21 protein-coding genes are annotated in these 15036 nt (G+C 51.8%); 10 read left to right on the top strand and 11 right to left on the bottom strand.

Annotated elements, in window-relative coordinates; genetic code table 11:
• The first annotated feature begins 125 nt into the window (after positions 1-125).
• From HAV38_RS04475 to HAV38_RS04445, 7 genes are all read left to right on the top strand, one after another.
• Positions 126-383, top strand: coding sequence for an Ogr/Delta-like zinc finger protein (locus HAV38_RS04475; RefSeq protein WP_168052759.1), 258 nt, complete (start codon positions 126-128; stop codon positions 381-383).
• Positions 384-518: 135 nt separating this feature from the next.
• Entirely contained in the window at positions 519-980 is a 462-nt protein-coding gene (locus HAV38_RS04470; protein WP_168052757.1) for a hypothetical protein, read from the top strand.
• Positions 981-1078: 98 nt separating this feature from the next.
• Entirely contained in the window at positions 1079-1252 is a 174-nt protein-coding gene (locus tag HAV38_RS04465; protein ID WP_168052755.1) for a hypothetical protein, read from the top strand.
• Entirely contained in the window at positions 1249-1608 is a 360-nt protein-coding gene (locus HAV38_RS04460) for a hypothetical protein (protein ID WP_168052753.1), read from the top strand. The genes HAV38_RS04465 and HAV38_RS04460 overlap by 4 nt, the downstream gene beginning before the upstream one ends.
• Positions 1598-3436, top strand: a complete 1839-nt coding sequence (locus HAV38_RS04455; protein ID WP_168052751.1) for a replication endonuclease — start codon at positions 1598-1600, stop codon at positions 3434-3436. The genes HAV38_RS04460 and HAV38_RS04455 overlap by 11 nt, the downstream gene beginning before the upstream one ends.
• Positions 3433-3657, top strand: a complete 225-nt coding sequence (locus tag HAV38_RS04450; protein WP_168052749.1) for a hypothetical protein — start codon at positions 3433-3435, stop codon at positions 3655-3657. The genes HAV38_RS04455 and HAV38_RS04450 overlap by 4 nt, the downstream gene beginning before the upstream one ends.
• Before the next feature lie 144 nt (positions 3658-3801).
• Positions 3802-4011, top strand: a complete 210-nt coding sequence (locus tag HAV38_RS04445) for a helix-turn-helix transcriptional regulator (protein ID WP_168052747.1) — start codon at positions 3802-3804, stop codon at positions 4009-4011.
• Here the strand turns inward: HAV38_RS04445 and HAV38_RS04440 are convergent.
• The 3 genes from HAV38_RS04440 to HAV38_RS04430 form a co-directional block, all read right to left on the bottom strand.
• A complete protein-coding gene (locus HAV38_RS04440; RefSeq protein ID WP_168052745.1) occupies positions 3984-5180 on the bottom strand; it encodes a tyrosine-type recombinase/integrase in 1197 nt (398 codons plus the stop codon). The genes HAV38_RS04445 and HAV38_RS04440 overlap by 28 nt on opposite strands.
• Positions 5181-5713: 533 nt before the next feature.
• On the bottom strand, positions 5714-6631 hold the full coding sequence (locus HAV38_RS04435; RefSeq protein ID WP_168052743.1) for a DUF3037 domain-containing protein: 918 nt from the start codon (positions 6629-6631) through the stop codon (positions 5714-5716).
• Positions 6628-7362, bottom strand: a complete 735-nt coding sequence (locus tag HAV38_RS04430) for a hypothetical protein (protein ID WP_168052741.1) — start codon at positions 7360-7362, stop codon at positions 6628-6630. Before HAV38_RS04430 ends, HAV38_RS04435 begins: the two co-directional genes overlap by 4 nt.
• Positions 7363-7691: 329 nt before the next feature.
• On the opposite strand from HAV38_RS04430, the gene HAV38_RS04425 reads away from it, so the two are divergent.
• The 3 genes from HAV38_RS04425 (at position 7692) to HAV38_RS21590 (ending at position 9130) form a co-directional block, all read left to right on the top strand.
• On the top strand, positions 7692-8339 hold the full coding sequence (locus HAV38_RS04425; RefSeq protein ID WP_168052739.1) for a hypothetical protein: 648 nt from the start codon (positions 7692-7694) through the stop codon (positions 8337-8339).
• 252 nt (positions 8340-8591) lie between these two features.
• Entirely contained in the window at positions 8592-8945 is a 354-nt protein-coding gene (locus tag HAV38_RS04420; protein WP_168052737.1) for a Rap1a/Tai family immunity protein, read from the top strand.
• 8 nt (positions 8946-8953) lie between these two features.
• A complete protein-coding gene (locus HAV38_RS21590) occupies positions 8954-9130 on the top strand; it encodes a hypothetical protein (protein WP_209216604.1) in 177 nt (58 codons plus the stop codon).
• Between the two features lie 650 nt (positions 9131-9780).
• Here HAV38_RS21590 and HAV38_RS04415 read toward each other — a convergent pair.
• The 8 genes from HAV38_RS04415 to HAV38_RS04380 all read right to left on the bottom strand — a co-directional run bounded on the left by HAV38_RS04415 (position 9781) and on the right by HAV38_RS04380 (position 15011).
• The gene (locus tag HAV38_RS04415) at positions 9781-10095 is read right to left on the bottom strand and encodes a hypothetical protein (protein ID WP_168052735.1); all 315 of its coding nucleotides are present in this window, start codon (positions 10093-10095) and stop codon (positions 9781-9783) included.
• Entirely contained in the window at positions 10088-10582 is a 495-nt protein-coding gene (locus HAV38_RS04410; protein ID WP_245182187.1) for a hypothetical protein, read from the bottom strand. Before HAV38_RS04410 ends, HAV38_RS04415 begins: the two co-directional genes overlap by 8 nt.
• Positions 10583-10678: 96 nt before the next feature.
• Complete coding sequence (locus tag HAV38_RS04405; RefSeq protein WP_168052733.1) at positions 10679-11056, bottom strand: YdaU family protein; 378 nt, start codon at positions 11054-11056, stop codon at positions 10679-10681.
• Positions 11056-12003 (bottom strand): PriCT-2 domain-containing protein, encoded by a 948-nt coding sequence (locus HAV38_RS04400; protein ID WP_168052731.1) that lies wholly within the window; start codon positions 12001-12003, stop codon positions 11056-11058. The genes HAV38_RS04405 and HAV38_RS04400 overlap by 1 nt, the downstream gene beginning before the upstream one ends.
• Positions 12000-13529 carry a DEAD/DEAH box helicase gene (locus HAV38_RS04395; protein WP_168052729.1) on the bottom strand — a complete coding sequence of 510 codons (1530 nt, stop codon included), beginning with the start codon at positions 13527-13529 and terminating at the stop codon, positions 12000-12002. The genes HAV38_RS04400 and HAV38_RS04395 overlap by 4 nt, the downstream gene beginning before the upstream one ends.
• The gene (locus HAV38_RS04390) at positions 13526-14383 is read right to left on the bottom strand and encodes a ParB N-terminal domain-containing protein (RefSeq protein ID WP_168052727.1); all 858 of its coding nucleotides are present in this window, start codon (positions 14381-14383) and stop codon (positions 13526-13528) included. Before HAV38_RS04390 ends, HAV38_RS04395 begins: the two co-directional genes overlap by 4 nt.
• Positions 14383-14820 carry a helix-turn-helix domain-containing protein gene (locus tag HAV38_RS04385; RefSeq protein WP_168052725.1) on the bottom strand — a complete coding sequence of 146 codons (438 nt, stop codon included), beginning with the start codon at positions 14818-14820 and terminating at the stop codon, positions 14383-14385. Before HAV38_RS04385 ends, HAV38_RS04390 begins: the two co-directional genes overlap by 1 nt.
• Complete coding sequence (locus HAV38_RS04380) at positions 14820-15011, bottom strand: helix-turn-helix transcriptional regulator (RefSeq protein WP_168052723.1); 192 nt, start codon at positions 15009-15011, stop codon at positions 14820-14822. Before HAV38_RS04380 ends, HAV38_RS04385 begins: the two co-directional genes overlap by 1 nt.
• Positions 15012-15036 lie beyond the last annotated feature (25 nt).

Raw genomic sequence — 15036 nt, 5'->3', positions numbered from 1 at the left:
TCTCATACCGATTACAAATGATAACCCGCAATCGAAAATGAAATCGTAAGGTTTTTCCGCGACTTTGATATCAGATAGTTGCTTTTTTGTTATCAAAATTGGCTGATTACTATGGACACCCCGCCATGCGCGTAATTAGTTTGCCTTGCCCCCACTGCCAACACCGTGTGCGCGCCGCCAAAAGCCGCACGATGTCTACCTTGATGAAAGAGATCACGTACATGTGCCAGAACCCGGAATGCGGTCACACCTTTGTCGCCAGTCTTGAAGTGCTGCGCACGTTGTCGATGTCGGCGATTCCTAACCCTGAAGTACGTATCCATTTATCCCAGCACGTCCGTAATGCTTGCGCTAATCAACTAGCGTTATTTAAGAATGACTGAGGCCGCTATGCGCGCCCGCACCATTCTCGCGCCGCCGTAGTTTTCCGCTAGCGCCATTCACCTTTTGACGTTGTACCCGGTCATGCCTGTTTTCAGGCATGCGGGATTTTTTCGCCCTTAAATAAGGAAAGCACTATGGAATATGTCAATAACTACGCACTACAGAATCAGGACATCCGGAAAAAAATGATGCTAGCGGGTGCTAAAGATGGCGTCATCACCATCCTGTGGGTGGTCGAAGGATTCCAGCTCATCGACCATGTTGAGTTCAACCAATTGATAGATTGCATCCATAAACTGCGTCAAGCCGGTGACGCCGACAACGCGGTAGAGCTCGCTTTGTTCATTACGGATGCCGATGATCATTCGCTCTTTTCTGACGGCACGCATTTCCAAGGATTGCAGTTTAAGTTTGTTGAGAATTTCCACGTCAAATTTTCCCATTTGTTTGGCGGCGATGAGGGTTGTTTTCAAGAGATTCCATCGGTTGTTTTAAAAAACGTACTGCGGCCGGGCATGGCTAAGTACGCCCGCAAGTATATGCAGAAGGAAACTATGCGCAACTACACGGCTTCTCCAAGCCCTGCCGCGCTATGAAGGCCCATCTCAAAACGTTCGGCGCTGGTTTGCTGTGCGGCTTCGTGATGTTTGCACCGGCCTTTGCGGTCGCACTTGGCTGGGTGAAGGGCTAATCCATGTTCGCTAAAAGCACTTACGCCCTGTTGATCGACAAGCTCGACTTGCGCAACTGGTTTATCTCGCGCAGCCATGCGTTGCGTGCTGACCATCTTGCAGCAGTGGGCGAAGTGCTGGATGCGCAAACTGCTACTTTTATCCATCAGCTGGGCGGCATGGCGGGGCATTGGTGATGGGTGTCTCGCTGATCGATAACCACCTGTCCTTCACGCCTGCATCCCAAATCATTGCCGCATGGGAGGCCGCTGAAGAGGCGATGACGCCACCCGATCATGCACGCGTCAAGTTAGTGGCAGCACGCCAGTTGATTAAGCCACGCTACGATGCGCAACGCTTGCAGCGTCTGACAGCGCAATCATGGGGCGTAACGCCGGAGCATGCGCGCCGCTATGTGCTGTACGTGGCGGGGCTGGACATGGCGCGTTGGGAAAGTCCGATCCATTCGTTTAAGCCATCAGAGCGGGCGGCGATCAAGGCGGCGGTGGTGGCCTCGGTCGGCATGTTTGAACGGGTGCTGCATGCGGTCTAAGCGCGTCGTTTTACCACTTCGGCAGCGGCATTTAAGTTTTCTGCAATCTGAACGCTTTGCACCGGAATTGGCGCGACTGCCTTACAAATGGCGCAGGCGCGTCATCGGTCTGGCGCTGGACAAAATGGCGTGGTCGTCCTGGTACAAAATTTATGAATCGCTGGCCACTACATTGGTGCGCGAATTTGCCGAGCGTTATGTGCCTGCTGGCGTGGATTTGTCGCAACACGATGCAGACATTGTGGCGACCGCGAAGAAGGCGGCGGCGCATGTGGTCTCGGCACTGTGGGGTGCGCAATCGGACCTGCATGCGTTGCAGATTATCCAGTGCGAATGTACCGAATACGGGATTGATCCGCCAGCGTTTGAGGCGCTGAAAGATGTGATCGCCCGCGCCGTCAATCCGCACTGGTGGCGCGCGCAATTGCGCAAGCGCGTCGGACGGGCTTTTGAGGCAGGCAATATCCGCCTCGGCTATGTGCACTACCGCGGCGAACCTTATGCCAGCAACGACACCGTGATCAACCGGCAGGCACAAAACCGCCGCAACGTATTGGCGCTGGAAGGCCAAAAACTAGAAAACGAATTAGGTCAGCAGTTCACGCTGGCCGAACTGGCCGGTACCACAACGGCGAACAAGGCAATACGACGAGGAGAATTAATGTTGCGACTGAATGGCTTTGAAACCATCGCTAAGGAAGTGGGGGACGAGGGATTATTTATTACGTGGACCTGTCCGTCACGCTTTCATGCGACGTTGCATTGTGGCAAACCGAATCCTAAATATAGCGGCGCAACACCGCGGGAGGCGAATGAATATTTACAGGATCTGACCGCCCGCTTCCGGGCGGCAATGGCGCGACGTGGTCTGGCTTTGTATGGATTCAGGATAGCGGAACCGCACCACGACGCCACGCCGCACTGGCACATGTTGTTGTTTGTCAGGACGACCGCGAAATTTAAGACACCGCATATACACGACGTAGCAAACCGCGTCACACGTCTGATGAAGCGCTATGCGTGGGCCGCTAACCGAGGCGAACCGGGTGCGTTTGCGCGCCGTCTGAAGGTGGAGCGGATTGACTGGCGCAAAGGGAGCGCGGCTGGCTATATCGCTAAGTATGTTTCCAAGAATATCGACGGCGCGCATGTGGGCGACCACAAGACCAAAGATGGTTATGTGGTGGTCACCGATTGTGTCGGTGACCAGGAGCTGGTCCCGTCGGCGCGGATTGACGCATGGGCCGCCTGCTGGGGTATCCGCCAATTTCAACAATGGGGCGGCGCACCGGTGACGGTTTGGCGCGAGTTGCGTCGGATCAAGGAAGAGATGGTCAACGAAGCGCCAGCGCCGATGCGCCGCGCCTGGAACGCAGCCCAAAAAATTGAAGGTGAAAAGCGCGCAGACTTTGCTGAGTATCTGCGGGTGCAAGGCGGTCCGGTTATCCCGCGTAAAAATTTAATCATCACACTGGCGAAAGATTTGACCACCTGCATCGGTCGCTATGGTGAAACGATTAAATCGACACCGTATGGCGTGCATTGTGCGGCGTTGTTTGGGGTGGTGTTCAAGTCGGTGCGCCATATCTGGACCCCTGTGCCATCGGACACCACCGCATGCGACGGGGCGGCAGTTGCCCTTCCTCGGACTCGTGTAAATAACTGTACGCACCCCGCGGTGCCTCTGCGAGAAAAACAGCCGGACTGGTCGTTTCCTGATGTGAATAAATTTCCTCAGGAGGCCAAATCCGCGCTCATTGCGGCATGGGCAGCGCTGAACGCCTGCCCTTATCCCCGTATTTTTGATGAACCCAAGGAGACACCATGACGCATTTACTAAAGCGAGTAGCACTGCTGGCCCAAGCGGTCGCAATCGACCCCGATAACATCGGGACTATGAGCACCGGTGAGGCCGTGGCTGCGGCCCTGCTGAACGGGCGGCTCGACCTGTTGTCGTCGCGCTTTCATCATCCGCTGGATGCGCTTGAGCGGCTGGATGAAGGCTGGATTGCCGCATTGCTGGAGGCGCATCGTTGTGGGTGGCGGTGAGGTGTTCTGTTTACATAGGGGCTTGCGCCCAATACGCGCAACTATTTTTAAAAGCCCACTTTGATTTAATCACCTCCGATTTTATGAGGCAGGCGTATCGACTATCGATTCCCTACTCTCTCTTCTAAACAAATTAAGGAAACAATGAGCTACTCAATCCTGCGCGTAAAAGACGTCATCGCTAAAACTGGCATTAAGCGCACCAATCTGTACCGGCAAGTTAAAGCCAAAACATTCCCAGCGCCGATCAACTTAGGCGCGAAGGCCATCGGCTGGATCGAAAACGAAGTGGACGCGTGGATCGAATCCCGTATGGATGCGCGCTGTCAGGAAGTCGATACTGAAGCCAATTGATCGATATAGTCGGACCAGTCCTGCATCATTTTTGTACGCTCGTTCAAAAACTTGGCACGATCATAAGCAGCGTCTACTTTATTTCCCTTGGCATGGGCCAGTTGCAGGTCAATGATTTCATGCAGGTAGCCGAGCTCCTGTTTGATGGTACCCATAGCCAGCGACCGAAAACCGTGGCCCGTCATCTTCCCCGCGTAACCGAGCCGTCTCAATAGGGCTAATATAGCGCCGTCTGACATATGTTCCGCCGGTCGATGCTGATTGGGAAAAACGTAATGATTTTTTCCTGTTAGCGGTAGCATCTCTTTGAAGAGTGCTAGCGACTGGCGCGATAGCGGAATAACATGGTCGCGCCCCATCTTCATTCGGACACCCGGAATCGTCCATACCGCTTTGTCCAGATCTACTTCTGACCATGGCACGGCAATCAACTCGCCTGTCCGCACAAAGGTATGCATCATCAACCAGATCGCTACCCTGGTCGCAATAAACATGCGGTCGGGCGTACGCGTCAAGGTCTGAATAAACGCTGGCAATTCCTCAACTTCAATGGCTGCAAAGTTGCCTTTTATCGGCACCTGTAATACGTCCTTTAACGGTGCAGCAGGATTGTTGGTGGCGTAACCGCACGCAATCGCAAAATTAAACACCCGGGAGCAAAGGCCGCAAGTTCTGCTGGATAACTCCAACGCGCCACGCGCTTCGATCTTCCGCAATGCGGCAAGCACTTGTTGCGGGGTGATGGTTGATACTGGCAACGCGCCAAACTGGGGGAAAATATCGGTTTCAAGACGATGGATGTTGTTCTGGGCGGTGATGGCCTTCCAGGTACTGAACCGGGCTTTATGCCATTCTCTCGCAACCAGTTCAAAAGTTTGCTGCGCGATTTGTAAATTGCCAGCCTTTTCTACCTGCTTGACTGCACTGGGGTCGCTACCAGCTTTAAGCAATTTACGCGCAATCTCCCAATTTTCTCGCGCTTGTAACAAGGTCACTTCTGGATATACGCCGAGGGAAAGAGACTTTTGTTTTGCCAGAAAGCGGTATGCGCCGCTCCAATATTTACTGCCGTTCTGATGAACAATAAGACAGAGGCCTCGTCCATCAGTTAGTTTATACTGCTTTTCTTTAGATTTAGCCGTGCGGCAAGCGAGATCAGTCAAAGACATGTTGGTGGATTTTTTCCTTGGGTTTTTCAACCATTGAATTTACCAACAAATTTTGTGTCTGTAAAGAAACAGCCCCGAATTACAGTAAACAAAAAACCCGTGATTCCTCTATGAAATCACGGGTTTTTGGTCTGCCTGAAACACCGGCGGATTTATTCTTGGAGGGAAGGTGGGAGTCTAACAATGCTCTCTAACCCTTATACATAAAGGCTTCGATGATTTTAAATCCATAATATGGATACAAACATGGATGCAAAAATAATTCCTTAAGCCTTTACCAAGTCAAAACCGCTCATCAATTTATCACCGCGCAAGATCGCTGCGTCGGACTTGTACCAAAAAGAGTCTTTAACCCCTATCCTGCCCTCGCTCTTTTTTTGACGTTGTACCAAATAGATGCTTGAAAGCCTATCCCGCCCTCACTGATTTTTCATACTTTACCGAATCGCCAGGCGCTAAAAACCCACCGAGAAAGGTGGGTTAATGATTCATAATTCCGTTATCGACCCAACGGCATTGGAGTAAACCAATTATTAAAATGGGTTCATTTTATTGAATGCCACATCAGTAATTTTATTATGGGAAAGATTTAATGTTGGGTTTGAAAGTTGAGTAGTTAGATGAAGTGCTTCAGTGAGCCGACGAATTAGCCGGTCGATGTCCTCTTGGCTTTCCATTGATATGACGTCATCTGCATTTCGCTCAATCATTTTTATGGCGGGCTTCACCAGAGAGTAATCGCTCGCAGACACGACGGCAATCCGTTGGCCTCCTCCCTGTGTTACCTCCCGGGCCTGATCTAACACGATGCTTTTGAATGCAGCTTGATTCCGTAGCCTTGCTGAAAGGTAATTTACGCCACGCAAATCCATCGTTTCCATAACATGAAGCGCACCATTTTTAAACGCAAAGTCTGCATACGAGTCAGTTTCTAGAGACACTGGATATTCGGATACGATCTGGCTTCGGCTAAGGTCATCCATATTTTTACCCATAATTTTCTGGGCCTTGAACCAATTTTTCAACTCAGCTTGAAGTTTAGTAGTTCGAGGGAGGCCTTTATTTTCTATCCGGATAACACGTTGTGGGCTTACAACTAATCTTTTTAGGAGACCATCGATATTGTCCTGTACTTCCTCTTCACTGGTTGCTTTAAACCAACCAGTTTGAGTATCAGTCGTGATCGGCGAGAACGCAGTTTGTAAAAAATGAACTCGATTTTCTACGGGAATTGCTGTTAAAGATTCTTTGGCCTGCATCGCCCATGCGTCCCACTTTATTGCTGAAAGGTTAGGATCAAGCGCCCTAAGACGATCTTTAATTATGTGAAGATGTATGGTGACATCGTGACCTCCAGGATGAAATACTACCAAACCTACATTTACACGTTCCCCGCGCATTACATTGGGCACTACGCGCAACACGGAAAAATAATAGTCAGTAGTTTTCATAGGCAAGCGATTAAATCGCTAATTCTTTGAGTTCTTTCGGCAGATGCCCACCATCCCACGCTTTCAGCGACTTCCTTATTTACCCACGAGGGTGGCATGGCCGCTACCCAGTTGCCGTATAACTGAGGTGTGATAGCCCCTAATGCGGAGGCGGTAAGACTAGACCTTCCATTGTCCCACAAAAGGCTATTTTTCATAAGCTGGATAGTATTTGCAGTATTTCCATTCTTTCTAGTGTGACTTACGTCAGTTTTCGGAAACCCACCCATCCACATCGCCCTTGAAAAATCTATCGCGATCATAGACCATTTCCCCGTCAGGCTTAATCTCCTGGATAAAAAATTTCCGCCATGTCTGTCGTCGTTGGCCAAGAAAATATCCAATGTCAACAAAGCACTTAGCTCCGCAGCGCAAGCCGCCAGTGCTGCGCTCTGATCGATCGGCATCAGCGCAGAAAAGCCCCCGACGCCCCCCTCAAATCTTGAGCCCAATGCAAAAGTACCATCTTGCATTACCAATGTAGCAGTTGCCGGAACCGCAATTTGACACCTAGCAGAAAAGCAATACCCAAGATATTCGGCTGCTGGCAAAGAAGGATTGGCAATTGAAGACTCTTTTGCCGCATATTCATGCCCATCGGCTCCAATCGCAATATAGCGAAGGTCGGCCGACCCCATCCCATTTGGAATGAGTTGTTTTACCTCTATTTCGAAAAGTGGCTGCTGGCTCACGGCGCTCCCAAGGTAGATTATTTAATTATGCTAGGCACCGCTGCATTGGCGCATTAATACTCATGAGAAATAATTGGCACGCAACTTGTGGATAATTTCTCTTAAGATTCATGCCACCGTGTTCCCATAATCGTGAATAGCTGCAAATTCGGTAATGCTTAACATTTCCACAAAATACACTATTGATTACTATTGGACAACATAATTTATATAACAATAATAATACCCTTTCCCGTACTCACCGCTTCCCCCATTACCCCCAATGAGTCTTTCTAATTTGTGGCAAATGCGTCAAACTACGAAACATTTCTTTAGGGAAACAATCCTGCATGTTCAAATTTTTCTCGTTATTTTTGACTAAGATGAGCTCCCGGCTAAGGCGCATAGGCTACGTAACTAAGAGCGGGTTATCGGCTAAAGACTTGCACACTGATGCATGGATCGTCGCCAGCGACATCGGCGAGAAGCGCGGGAGCGAGGTCGACTTTTCAGATCCGGATGATCAAGAGTTGGTTTTAAGCAAATTGTATAGCCAGACTAGGCGTCAAACCGATTCCCGCTTACGTTCTGCTATTTGCATCGATCAGGATATAGAAGGGGAATTTAAGTGGTCGGAACGGTTGCCTGCCAGTGCGGCCTCAGACCCGTTAATTTCTTTGCTGGAGCAAGAGGTGGCGCACGAGGTGGCATTGAGTTCTGCAGTCATACTTAAGTCCAGCTATTCAGAAGCAGCCGCCTATGTGATCGTACTTGCTCATTTCAATAATGAGCGTGAAGACGTCTGCACTTATCTTGCCATATCTGACAGCACCCTCTACAAACGGGTGGCTTCCGCAGCAAACCACGTGCGGGTACAGCCCTCATTAATCGACCGCATCGAGCGGGTAGGCGTGCGTTTCATGCCGCCACCAGGGTGGCAATATCCTGTCAGAGTAGAAGGGCCGGTCGCGGCGAAGCAATGGGGATGGGAGTTCTAACTCATCATTTCGTAAGATTTCGTGTGTGGCTCATTTGCCCTTACCGCTTAATTTTTAAGCCCTAAATTTGCGCCATCTGTTTGTGTCAGCATTCTTAGGCTTAGAGGCCTGACTTGGATATGAAGGGGAATTTTGTTGCCATAAGTTTATTGCCGTTATTACCTTTTTTGTTTTACACTTTTATGTACATAAGACTAACAACGCTGAGATACATCAAAGCGATGTACACATGTGGCACCCAAAGGTCTAATAATGAAAAAAATAATTGCAGTGCTGGCGATATACGTTTTTGCAGGGCAAGCAAGCGCCTATTTTTATACTGGAAATGACATCGTTAAGTGGTCTCGGGCTGGTGATCGCATCGCTGAAAATCGAGCCCAATCTGATGATTATTGGTACTCGGCTCTACTGGTAGGCTACGCTATAGCCACTTACGATGGCTATAGCGGTTATTTGTTTTGTAGTCCAGCCAATGCAAGTAGCGAGCAAGTTGTTGCGATCGTAAAGAAGTATGTAAATGAGAGGCCCGCAAGATGGGGTGAGGTGGCAAGCAACTTGATGATCGATGCCCTCAGAGAATCGTTCCCATGTGCGAAGCGGCATTGAACCCTTTTATGTTTAGTAATCAGAATATAGCTATGCAGGAGGGGATTAAAGAACAGCAGGCCGACTTCGCCGAAAACGTTTTGGGCGAGTGTGTAGCCCGCTGGGAGCAATCGCCCCCTATTCGTCAAAGCGGTCACAGGCTGTTACCGCGTGTAGTCAGCTCCGGTAATCGGCCCAGTTCATAAGCACGAGGTGCGGTCACACGATGTTACCCCACCGAGTCCGCTCAGGATAATCGGACTGATGCCTATCATGTGATCGATCACATGATCCATGTGTGCGGCGGTAAAGGCCGTGCAGGTGCGAACGCCCACCATGATGAGTTCAGGCCGGCCCGCTGCACGCGAAGTGCCCGCAATGCGCATCTCCGTAAATGCGGAGATAGACCGCACCCGCACCTACACTACAAAGCACCCTCCCCGTAATTAGCCCTTCCGTAACGTTGCGGAGGCCCAGAGTCCAGACGTTTTGCCAGTTCCGTAATCAGGCGGGTATCAGCGACAATTTACCCCGTCCCCTGGGCCCCGAGTTTGATCATTAATGAGAATGATTGTCGAACTCATTCACTACTCAAACGCCTATTTGCCTATATAGAGCGATTGACTTCAGCCATTTGGCATCTCGGCTGGCCTTGTGTCGTCTCTCCTGCTCACAGGTCCGCGAACAGCAGGGTATGCGCGCCCTCAATTGATACGCCTCTGCTTTAAATGCTTTGCCGCAGACCGGGCACTTACATGGAATTGTTTTGAAGCCCATATCGGTTTACTCCTTAACTGTGTGACGTTGCATGTTCGGGGAGCGCTCAGATTTGAGCAGTCCTGAGTTAGATAAACCGTTAATCATCGTTCTCTCCTTGTATGGATTGCGCACTCATTTCAATTTCAATGAAGCGCCCTTCGATCACTAGATCGGCGTCCTCGACCATTTCAAGGTGGCCGCGGTGTTCCTTGCAGGCTTTTGCCAAGATGCGCAGGGCGGCCTGCTCAACGCGCTTGGCGTGGGTAAGTTGCCGGGAGGTCTGAACTTGAAGGTACAAACCCGTGAACGCATCCAACTCATCGGCGCGGCGCTTCTGGGCACCCACCAGGAGCCGATGGTTTCGGGCGTTATGCCAGCGAAGGGCGGCCGTAATAATTTCACGTTCATTCATATTGACCGCCAATCGTTCGCCGAAATGAGTCCGGGTGACGCCACTCCACGCCGCGGCTTCGGGCGGATCTGGCGGCTCTTGATGCCATCACCCCGCTTAGCCAGTCACGTCCACCGGCAGCGAGGGCGACCTCCACCACCCCCTGCGGCAGACTCCACGTCGAAGCCCATCCAGCTCTGCCCACGGCGATATTGGTTGGGAAGTCGCGGCGCTCAATTGGCCATCCGTACTTTCTCATCAGTACCCGTATGACGGTATTGAGACTGGCATTGCGATTTTGAAAGATACTTTCAACGCCGGTCATGTCCTCCGATGCCAGCAAGACAGCCAATACTTCCGCCCGGGCCGTGTTGGTTAGCTTAGGGAACCTTCCGGGTCGCCCGTCAACCTGCGTTCCCGGTTTGCTTGTCGATGCGATACGTTGAAATGGCTTCCGGCTCGGCCGGGTTTGCTGTTGTTTTTGATCTTGCTTTTGAACCTGTTTCATGGGACGCCTTTGCTGTTGAAGTCATAACTACCGTTAGGTAAGTTAGGTGAAGGTGAAGGTGCATCACTTCGTTAAAGCTTTGCTATGCGTTCGCCATCAATTCGTCATGCCTTCGCTATGCGTTTGCCATCTGGCAGCCGCCCCTTTTATGCCAGAAACGGTCTTTGCCTCAGTGTTCTTTATTGCTTTTTCCATCTCCTCCCGTAGTCGGTTATTGATCCAATATTCAGGAGTGATATGAAAAAATCTCTTTAAAACCGATTCACTCGCCTTCCACTTAGCGGGGCTTAACCTGCAAATTGCCTGCAGCTGCTCTGGATCATTCGGCAGTCGCGCCTCAGACTTCCATGCAGCCATCAGCAATAGCAAATAAGCGCCGTGCTGTTCGGTGTTCAGGTGCATGGTGTCGGACAGATAATCCGACACGTAAAGCGGCATCCAAATGTCGGCTTTTTTCTTCTTTGGGACAACCATTACTTGCTCCTCATACGGACATCAATGATTAATTTGCACAGCGCCATTAACCCCGCGCGCTGATGCAGATCGTTGACGTCCTCACCGATCGCGTCACTCATGCAGTACCGCAGACCGGTTTTCTTCGCCGCCTTTTCGCCGGCGCCCGATACATCATGGTCCGCGCACACAAATGCACGCCCTTGGACCATTTCAGCTACATGCGCCATATTGGAATCGCTAAAACAAATCAGCACAGAGGCGTTTAAACGCAGTCTGCGCAGCGCCATTTCAATGGATAGGCCAGTCACATAGCCCTCACACAGAAACGTCTCTGCGGCGTTCCTGTTGCCAAGCCGAAGTACCGCGCCTTTCGCCCTCATGCCGAACGCCATCTTCTTTTCCCACTGGCGTTCTTCGGGCATCCATTCGATTGACTGCATACCTTGCAGCTGATTGGTTTCCAGATTGCGCATGGGGACGATTAAGACGTGATCGGCAACCAGACCGACTGCAGCCGGCAGGCCTTTGGCGTTGAGGTAGTAGTGCGTTTCCAGCGTGCACAGGTCGATTAGCTTTTGTGATGCCTCGGCGGCGGCGCGGTAACCCCGCTGCTTGCGGATCTCCTCCTCAGCTGTCGCTGCATCGCGTACAGCCCGGGCTCGCTGTTTTTCTGCTTCTTCCTGAGCGGAGAGCGGGCCGCGCGGCTGGTCGTTGTCCCTCCAGCCATTGGCCGCCGCTTCGTGAAACAGGGAGCCGATACCGATTTTCCCTGCGGTACCGATACTCCGCCACACGGCACGGGCTGACTTCTCGTTGTAGGACTCCGCACCTTGGCTCCAGGTGTCCCAGGCATCAAACCCATCTTCCGCAAATTCGGACTTGATCGCCATCGCCATACGCACCCAGAGGTCGCGATCATGCGGCGGCACAAACGACAGCGCGCCCGCTGCTTTGGCGGTCGTCATGCTGCCGACCCGCGCGAGAATGCAATATTCTTCGATTTGATTTTATTCATCACATTGCGGGTGATCGGCGTATTGGCCAACGCATCAAATTTAAAATCAGCGGGCGGCCAATCTCCCGTCATATCCTTGTAAAGATGCGACGCGCGGCCTCGCTGCTTTTCAGGCGCGCTGTTTCCGACGGCGTAGGTGCACAGCTGATCCCAAAGATGGTAAGTGTCATCAGCAAGTTTTTTCTTGCCAAGCATGACCTCTCGCATTTCCCCTGCTTCCACTTGCACCATCGAAGTAGACGTCGCCTCGTGACCACAGGAAATGCAGCGCTTAGCGAACGGAAAGAAGCCGCATGACGGACAACCTTTTGGTTCCTTGACCTTCTCCTCACGGCGAATCACTTTGTCCAATTTGTCACCGGCATCGAGTGCTTCTAGGCCGTTGTAATAAATGTCGCTGTAATCATCCATGAACCGCAGAATATTGCCGCTGTGATCCAATAGAATGCAATCGGTCTTACCAGTTTCGGGGGAGCTTCGCAGCCCCCTGCCAATCATTTGCATAAAAGTGCTCAGCGACTTGCGCAGCGGGCGACAGTCAACTACGCACCCAACGGTCGGCGCATCGAAGCCCTTGGCAAGCGCTTCGACACTTACCAGAATCTTGAGTGCTGAATCGGGCTGTTTGTACTCGGTTAACAGTTCCGCGCGTTCGATTGCATCTGTTTTAGAAGTGAACATTGCAGCCATGATCCCAGCTTCGTTAAACTGGCGGCATATCTCCTCGCAATGCGCTATCGTTGCGCCAAATACAATGGTCTTTCGGTCCTCTGCGTATTTGACCCACTCGACAACGACATCGCCCACAATTTCCATACCGCGTTCCTCTGCGGCTTTGTCCGTCCATTCCCCTCCGCCTATCGCTGCTCCGTCCATATTGGTCTTGGTGCAACTAAATACCTTCATCGGTACCAGTACGCCGGACAGGGTCAATTCATTCATCGTGACCGCGTTTATCAAATTACTAAACAACTTGCCCAGACCATCAGAGAACGGCGTCGCCGACAACCCCACCACTGCGGCACGGCACGTTTTAATATGCTCGGTCCATACGCTCAACTGCGTGTGAGCCTCGTCCACGATAATGACGTCAGCGTCTGGCCATCCGCGATTCTTCAGCGTCTGCGCGCTCGCGATTTGAAACGGCACATCGGGATTGAATCGCCAGTGGTTGGCCTGAATGATGCCGTGCACGGACAAGCCGTACTTGTCGGCCGCCTCGCTGGTCTGATTGATCAACGTCGTGCGGTCACACACGAAGATTACGCGTCGGCCTTTCAGCAGCGCCTCGTGTGCGATGCGCAGGCCTAAATACGACTTGCCGGCGCCGGTCGGCGCCATGATCAACTGGTTTTTGTGCCCAGCCTTAAGCCCCTTGCGCAGCGCATCGTGGGCAGTCGATTGGAACGGGCGCGGCTCTGGGAATGACGTACTGGCGTAGCATGGCGCCTCTTTTTCAAATAAGGTCGCGTTCATGCTGCGCGCTCCAATTTTTCCAGCTTCGAGCGCAAGGACTTAATCATGCGTATCTGGTCGTTGATTGTATTTTGATGGCCGGCGTTTTGCGATCTCAGCGCCGATATTTCCAAGCCCTTCTGTTTTAATTCCGCTAGGGTCTTTGCCAACGGGTCATCGTCAGATGCGAGCAGGCTCTTGATATAGTCCATCTGCTCGGCCTCGGCGCGGACAGCAAAAGCAATTTCTTCTGGCGATGGGCCGAAGTTCTCGGGGACGACTTCGGGCAGCGTCGCAGATTGTTTGATCTCGATGGATTGCGGTACTTGTTCGTCAACCGGCTTGGCCTTGCCGATATTGGCCGTGTTTTGCTCGTACACTTTGCCATTGCGCTCTACCGTGCGAGTTGCTGGCTTACTCATCCCTTCACCATGAAGAGATGGTTCATTTACCAGCTTTGAAACGAAGCCGGTCGAAACGCCGCACGCTTTTGCGATCTTTTCTTGGCTCCAAGCGGCCCATTCAGCATCGCCAAGCAAAGTTTTCACGGCACGGTGCTTATCCTCATTCGTGCGGCGCAGGCCATGGGAGGCATTGGCACCGACCGAATACAGCACGGCATCACGGCATAGACCATTGCGCACTTCGGCCATGATTTCCATGGCACCAGCCGCCTTGTGCGCGTGATAACGGTGGAAACCATCAGCCAGCCAGTAATTCGCTCCGTCGAAAAAAGTGATGATCGGCGGAAGGTCGACACCACCGCGTATAGCTTCAGCGTATTCGCCGATCGTTGCTTCGTTGAGGGCCGCGCGGGATTGGGTGCCGCCATCGATACGGATTGTATCGAGCAGGATAGTGTCGATTTTTTCCATTATGCCGCCGCTCCCAGATCGAGCGCACCCTGCGGATCAATGAAATCCACGCGGCGACCACGGAAGACGTACCGGGCGATTCCGCGATGCGTCAGACCATCTGCCGTGATTACATCCTCGCGCAGCGTATCGATGCGCCAGCCGCGCATTTCAAGATCGAAAACACGAGTTGCAATTCTGGCGAAACCGATTCCTACGCCCTCGGGAGTGTTGACGCCAGCGTCACCGCGGTACTGCAATATTTTCAGAAGGGTATCGAGCTGGGTTTCGGTTTTGGTACTCGACAATAAAAGATTCTTTTGGCGTAGCGCCTCACGAAACTTACTGATATGCTTCTCGCCACACCGCAATACTTTATTTTGAAGATTTCCAGAAGTCGCTTTTCCTTTGCCGGGGGCGACTTTTTTCGTTTTGGGCTTACGTGGTGTGCGGCTCATTACGCGCCGCCTTGGGCAATAAGGGCGCGAATATCTTCGACCTTCCAAGCGGTGACACGCTCAGACAATTTAATCCCCACGGGGAACTTGCCCGACTTAATTCCGGCCCACCAGGTAGATTTAGAAACGGGATAAACGTGAAGAACAGCTGGCAAGCGGACGTAGCCAGTATTTGGAAGGGTCTCAAACATTTATTGCACCTCATCGGATTAGTGA

The organism is Glaciimonas immobilis (assembly GCF_011947285.1).
GTDB lineage: Bacteria > Pseudomonadota > Gammaproteobacteria > Burkholderiales > Burkholderiaceae_D > Glaciimonas > Glaciimonas immobilis.
This window is presented reverse-complemented; position numbering and strand designations above follow the sequence as displayed.

Excerpts from the sequence above, each read along its gene's own strand:
- HAV38_RS04415 (WP_168052735.1), bottom strand. The coding sequence starts at position 10,095 with ATGAATGAACGTGAAATTATTACGGCCGCCCTTCGCTGGCATAACGCC.
- HAV38_RS04435 (WP_168052743.1), bottom strand. The coding sequence starts at position 6,631 with ATGAAAACTACTGACTATTATTTTTCCGTGTTGCGCGTAGTGCCCAAT.
- HAV38_RS04395 (WP_168052729.1), bottom strand. The coding sequence starts at position 13,529 with ATGAACGCGACCTTATTTGAAAAAGAGGCGCCATGCTACGCCAGTACG.
- HAV38_RS04470 (WP_168052757.1), top strand. The coding sequence starts at position 519 with ATGGAATATGTCAATAACTACGCACTACAGAATCAGGACATCCGGAAA.
- HAV38_RS04440 (WP_168052745.1), bottom strand. The coding sequence starts at position 5,180 with ATGTCTTTGACTGATCTCGCTTGCCGCACGGCTAAATCTAAAGAAAAG.
- HAV38_RS04455 (WP_168052751.1), top strand. The coding sequence starts at position 1,598 with ATGCGGTCTAAGCGCGTCGTTTTACCACTTCGGCAGCGGCATTTAAGT.
- HAV38_RS04445 (WP_168052747.1), top strand. The coding sequence starts at position 3,802 with ATGAGCTACTCAATCCTGCGCGTAAAAGACGTCATCGCTAAAACTGGC.
- HAV38_RS04410 (WP_245182187.1), bottom strand. The coding sequence starts at position 10,582 with ATGAAACAGGTTCAAAAGCAAGATCAAAAACAACAGCAAACCCGGCCG.
- HAV38_RS04400 (WP_168052731.1), bottom strand. The coding sequence starts at position 12,003 with ATGACGACCGCCAAAGCAGCGGGCGCGCTGTCGTTTGTGCCGCCGCAT.
- HAV38_RS04450 (WP_168052749.1), top strand. The coding sequence starts at position 3,433 with ATGACGCATTTACTAAAGCGAGTAGCACTGCTGGCCCAAGCGGTCGCA.
- HAV38_RS04385 (WP_168052725.1), bottom strand. The coding sequence starts at position 14,820 with ATGAGCCGCACACCACGTAAGCCCAAAACGAAAAAAGTCGCCCCCGGC.
- HAV38_RS04390 (WP_168052727.1), bottom strand. The coding sequence starts at position 14,383 with ATGGAAAAAATCGACACTATCCTGCTCGATACAATCCGTATCGATGGC.
- HAV38_RS21590 (WP_209216604.1), top strand. The coding sequence starts at position 8,954 with ATGTTTAGTAATCAGAATATAGCTATGCAGGAGGGGATTAAAGAACAG.
- HAV38_RS04465 (WP_168052755.1), top strand. The coding sequence starts at position 1,079 with ATGTTCGCTAAAAGCACTTACGCCCTGTTGATCGACAAGCTCGACTTG.
- HAV38_RS04380 (WP_168052723.1), bottom strand. The coding sequence starts at position 15,011 with ATGTTTGAGACCCTTCCAAATACTGGCTACGTCCGCTTGCCAGCTGTT.
- HAV38_RS04425 (WP_168052739.1), top strand. The coding sequence starts at position 7,692 with ATGTTCAAATTTTTCTCGTTATTTTTGACTAAGATGAGCTCCCGGCTA.
- HAV38_RS04405 (WP_168052733.1), bottom strand. The coding sequence starts at position 11,056 with ATGGTTGTCCCAAAGAAGAAAAAAGCCGACATTTGGATGCCGCTTTAC.
- HAV38_RS04475 (WP_168052759.1), top strand. The coding sequence starts at position 126 with ATGCGCGTAATTAGTTTGCCTTGCCCCCACTGCCAACACCGTGTGCGC.
- HAV38_RS04420 (WP_168052737.1), top strand. The coding sequence starts at position 8,592 with ATGAAAAAAATAATTGCAGTGCTGGCGATATACGTTTTTGCAGGGCAA.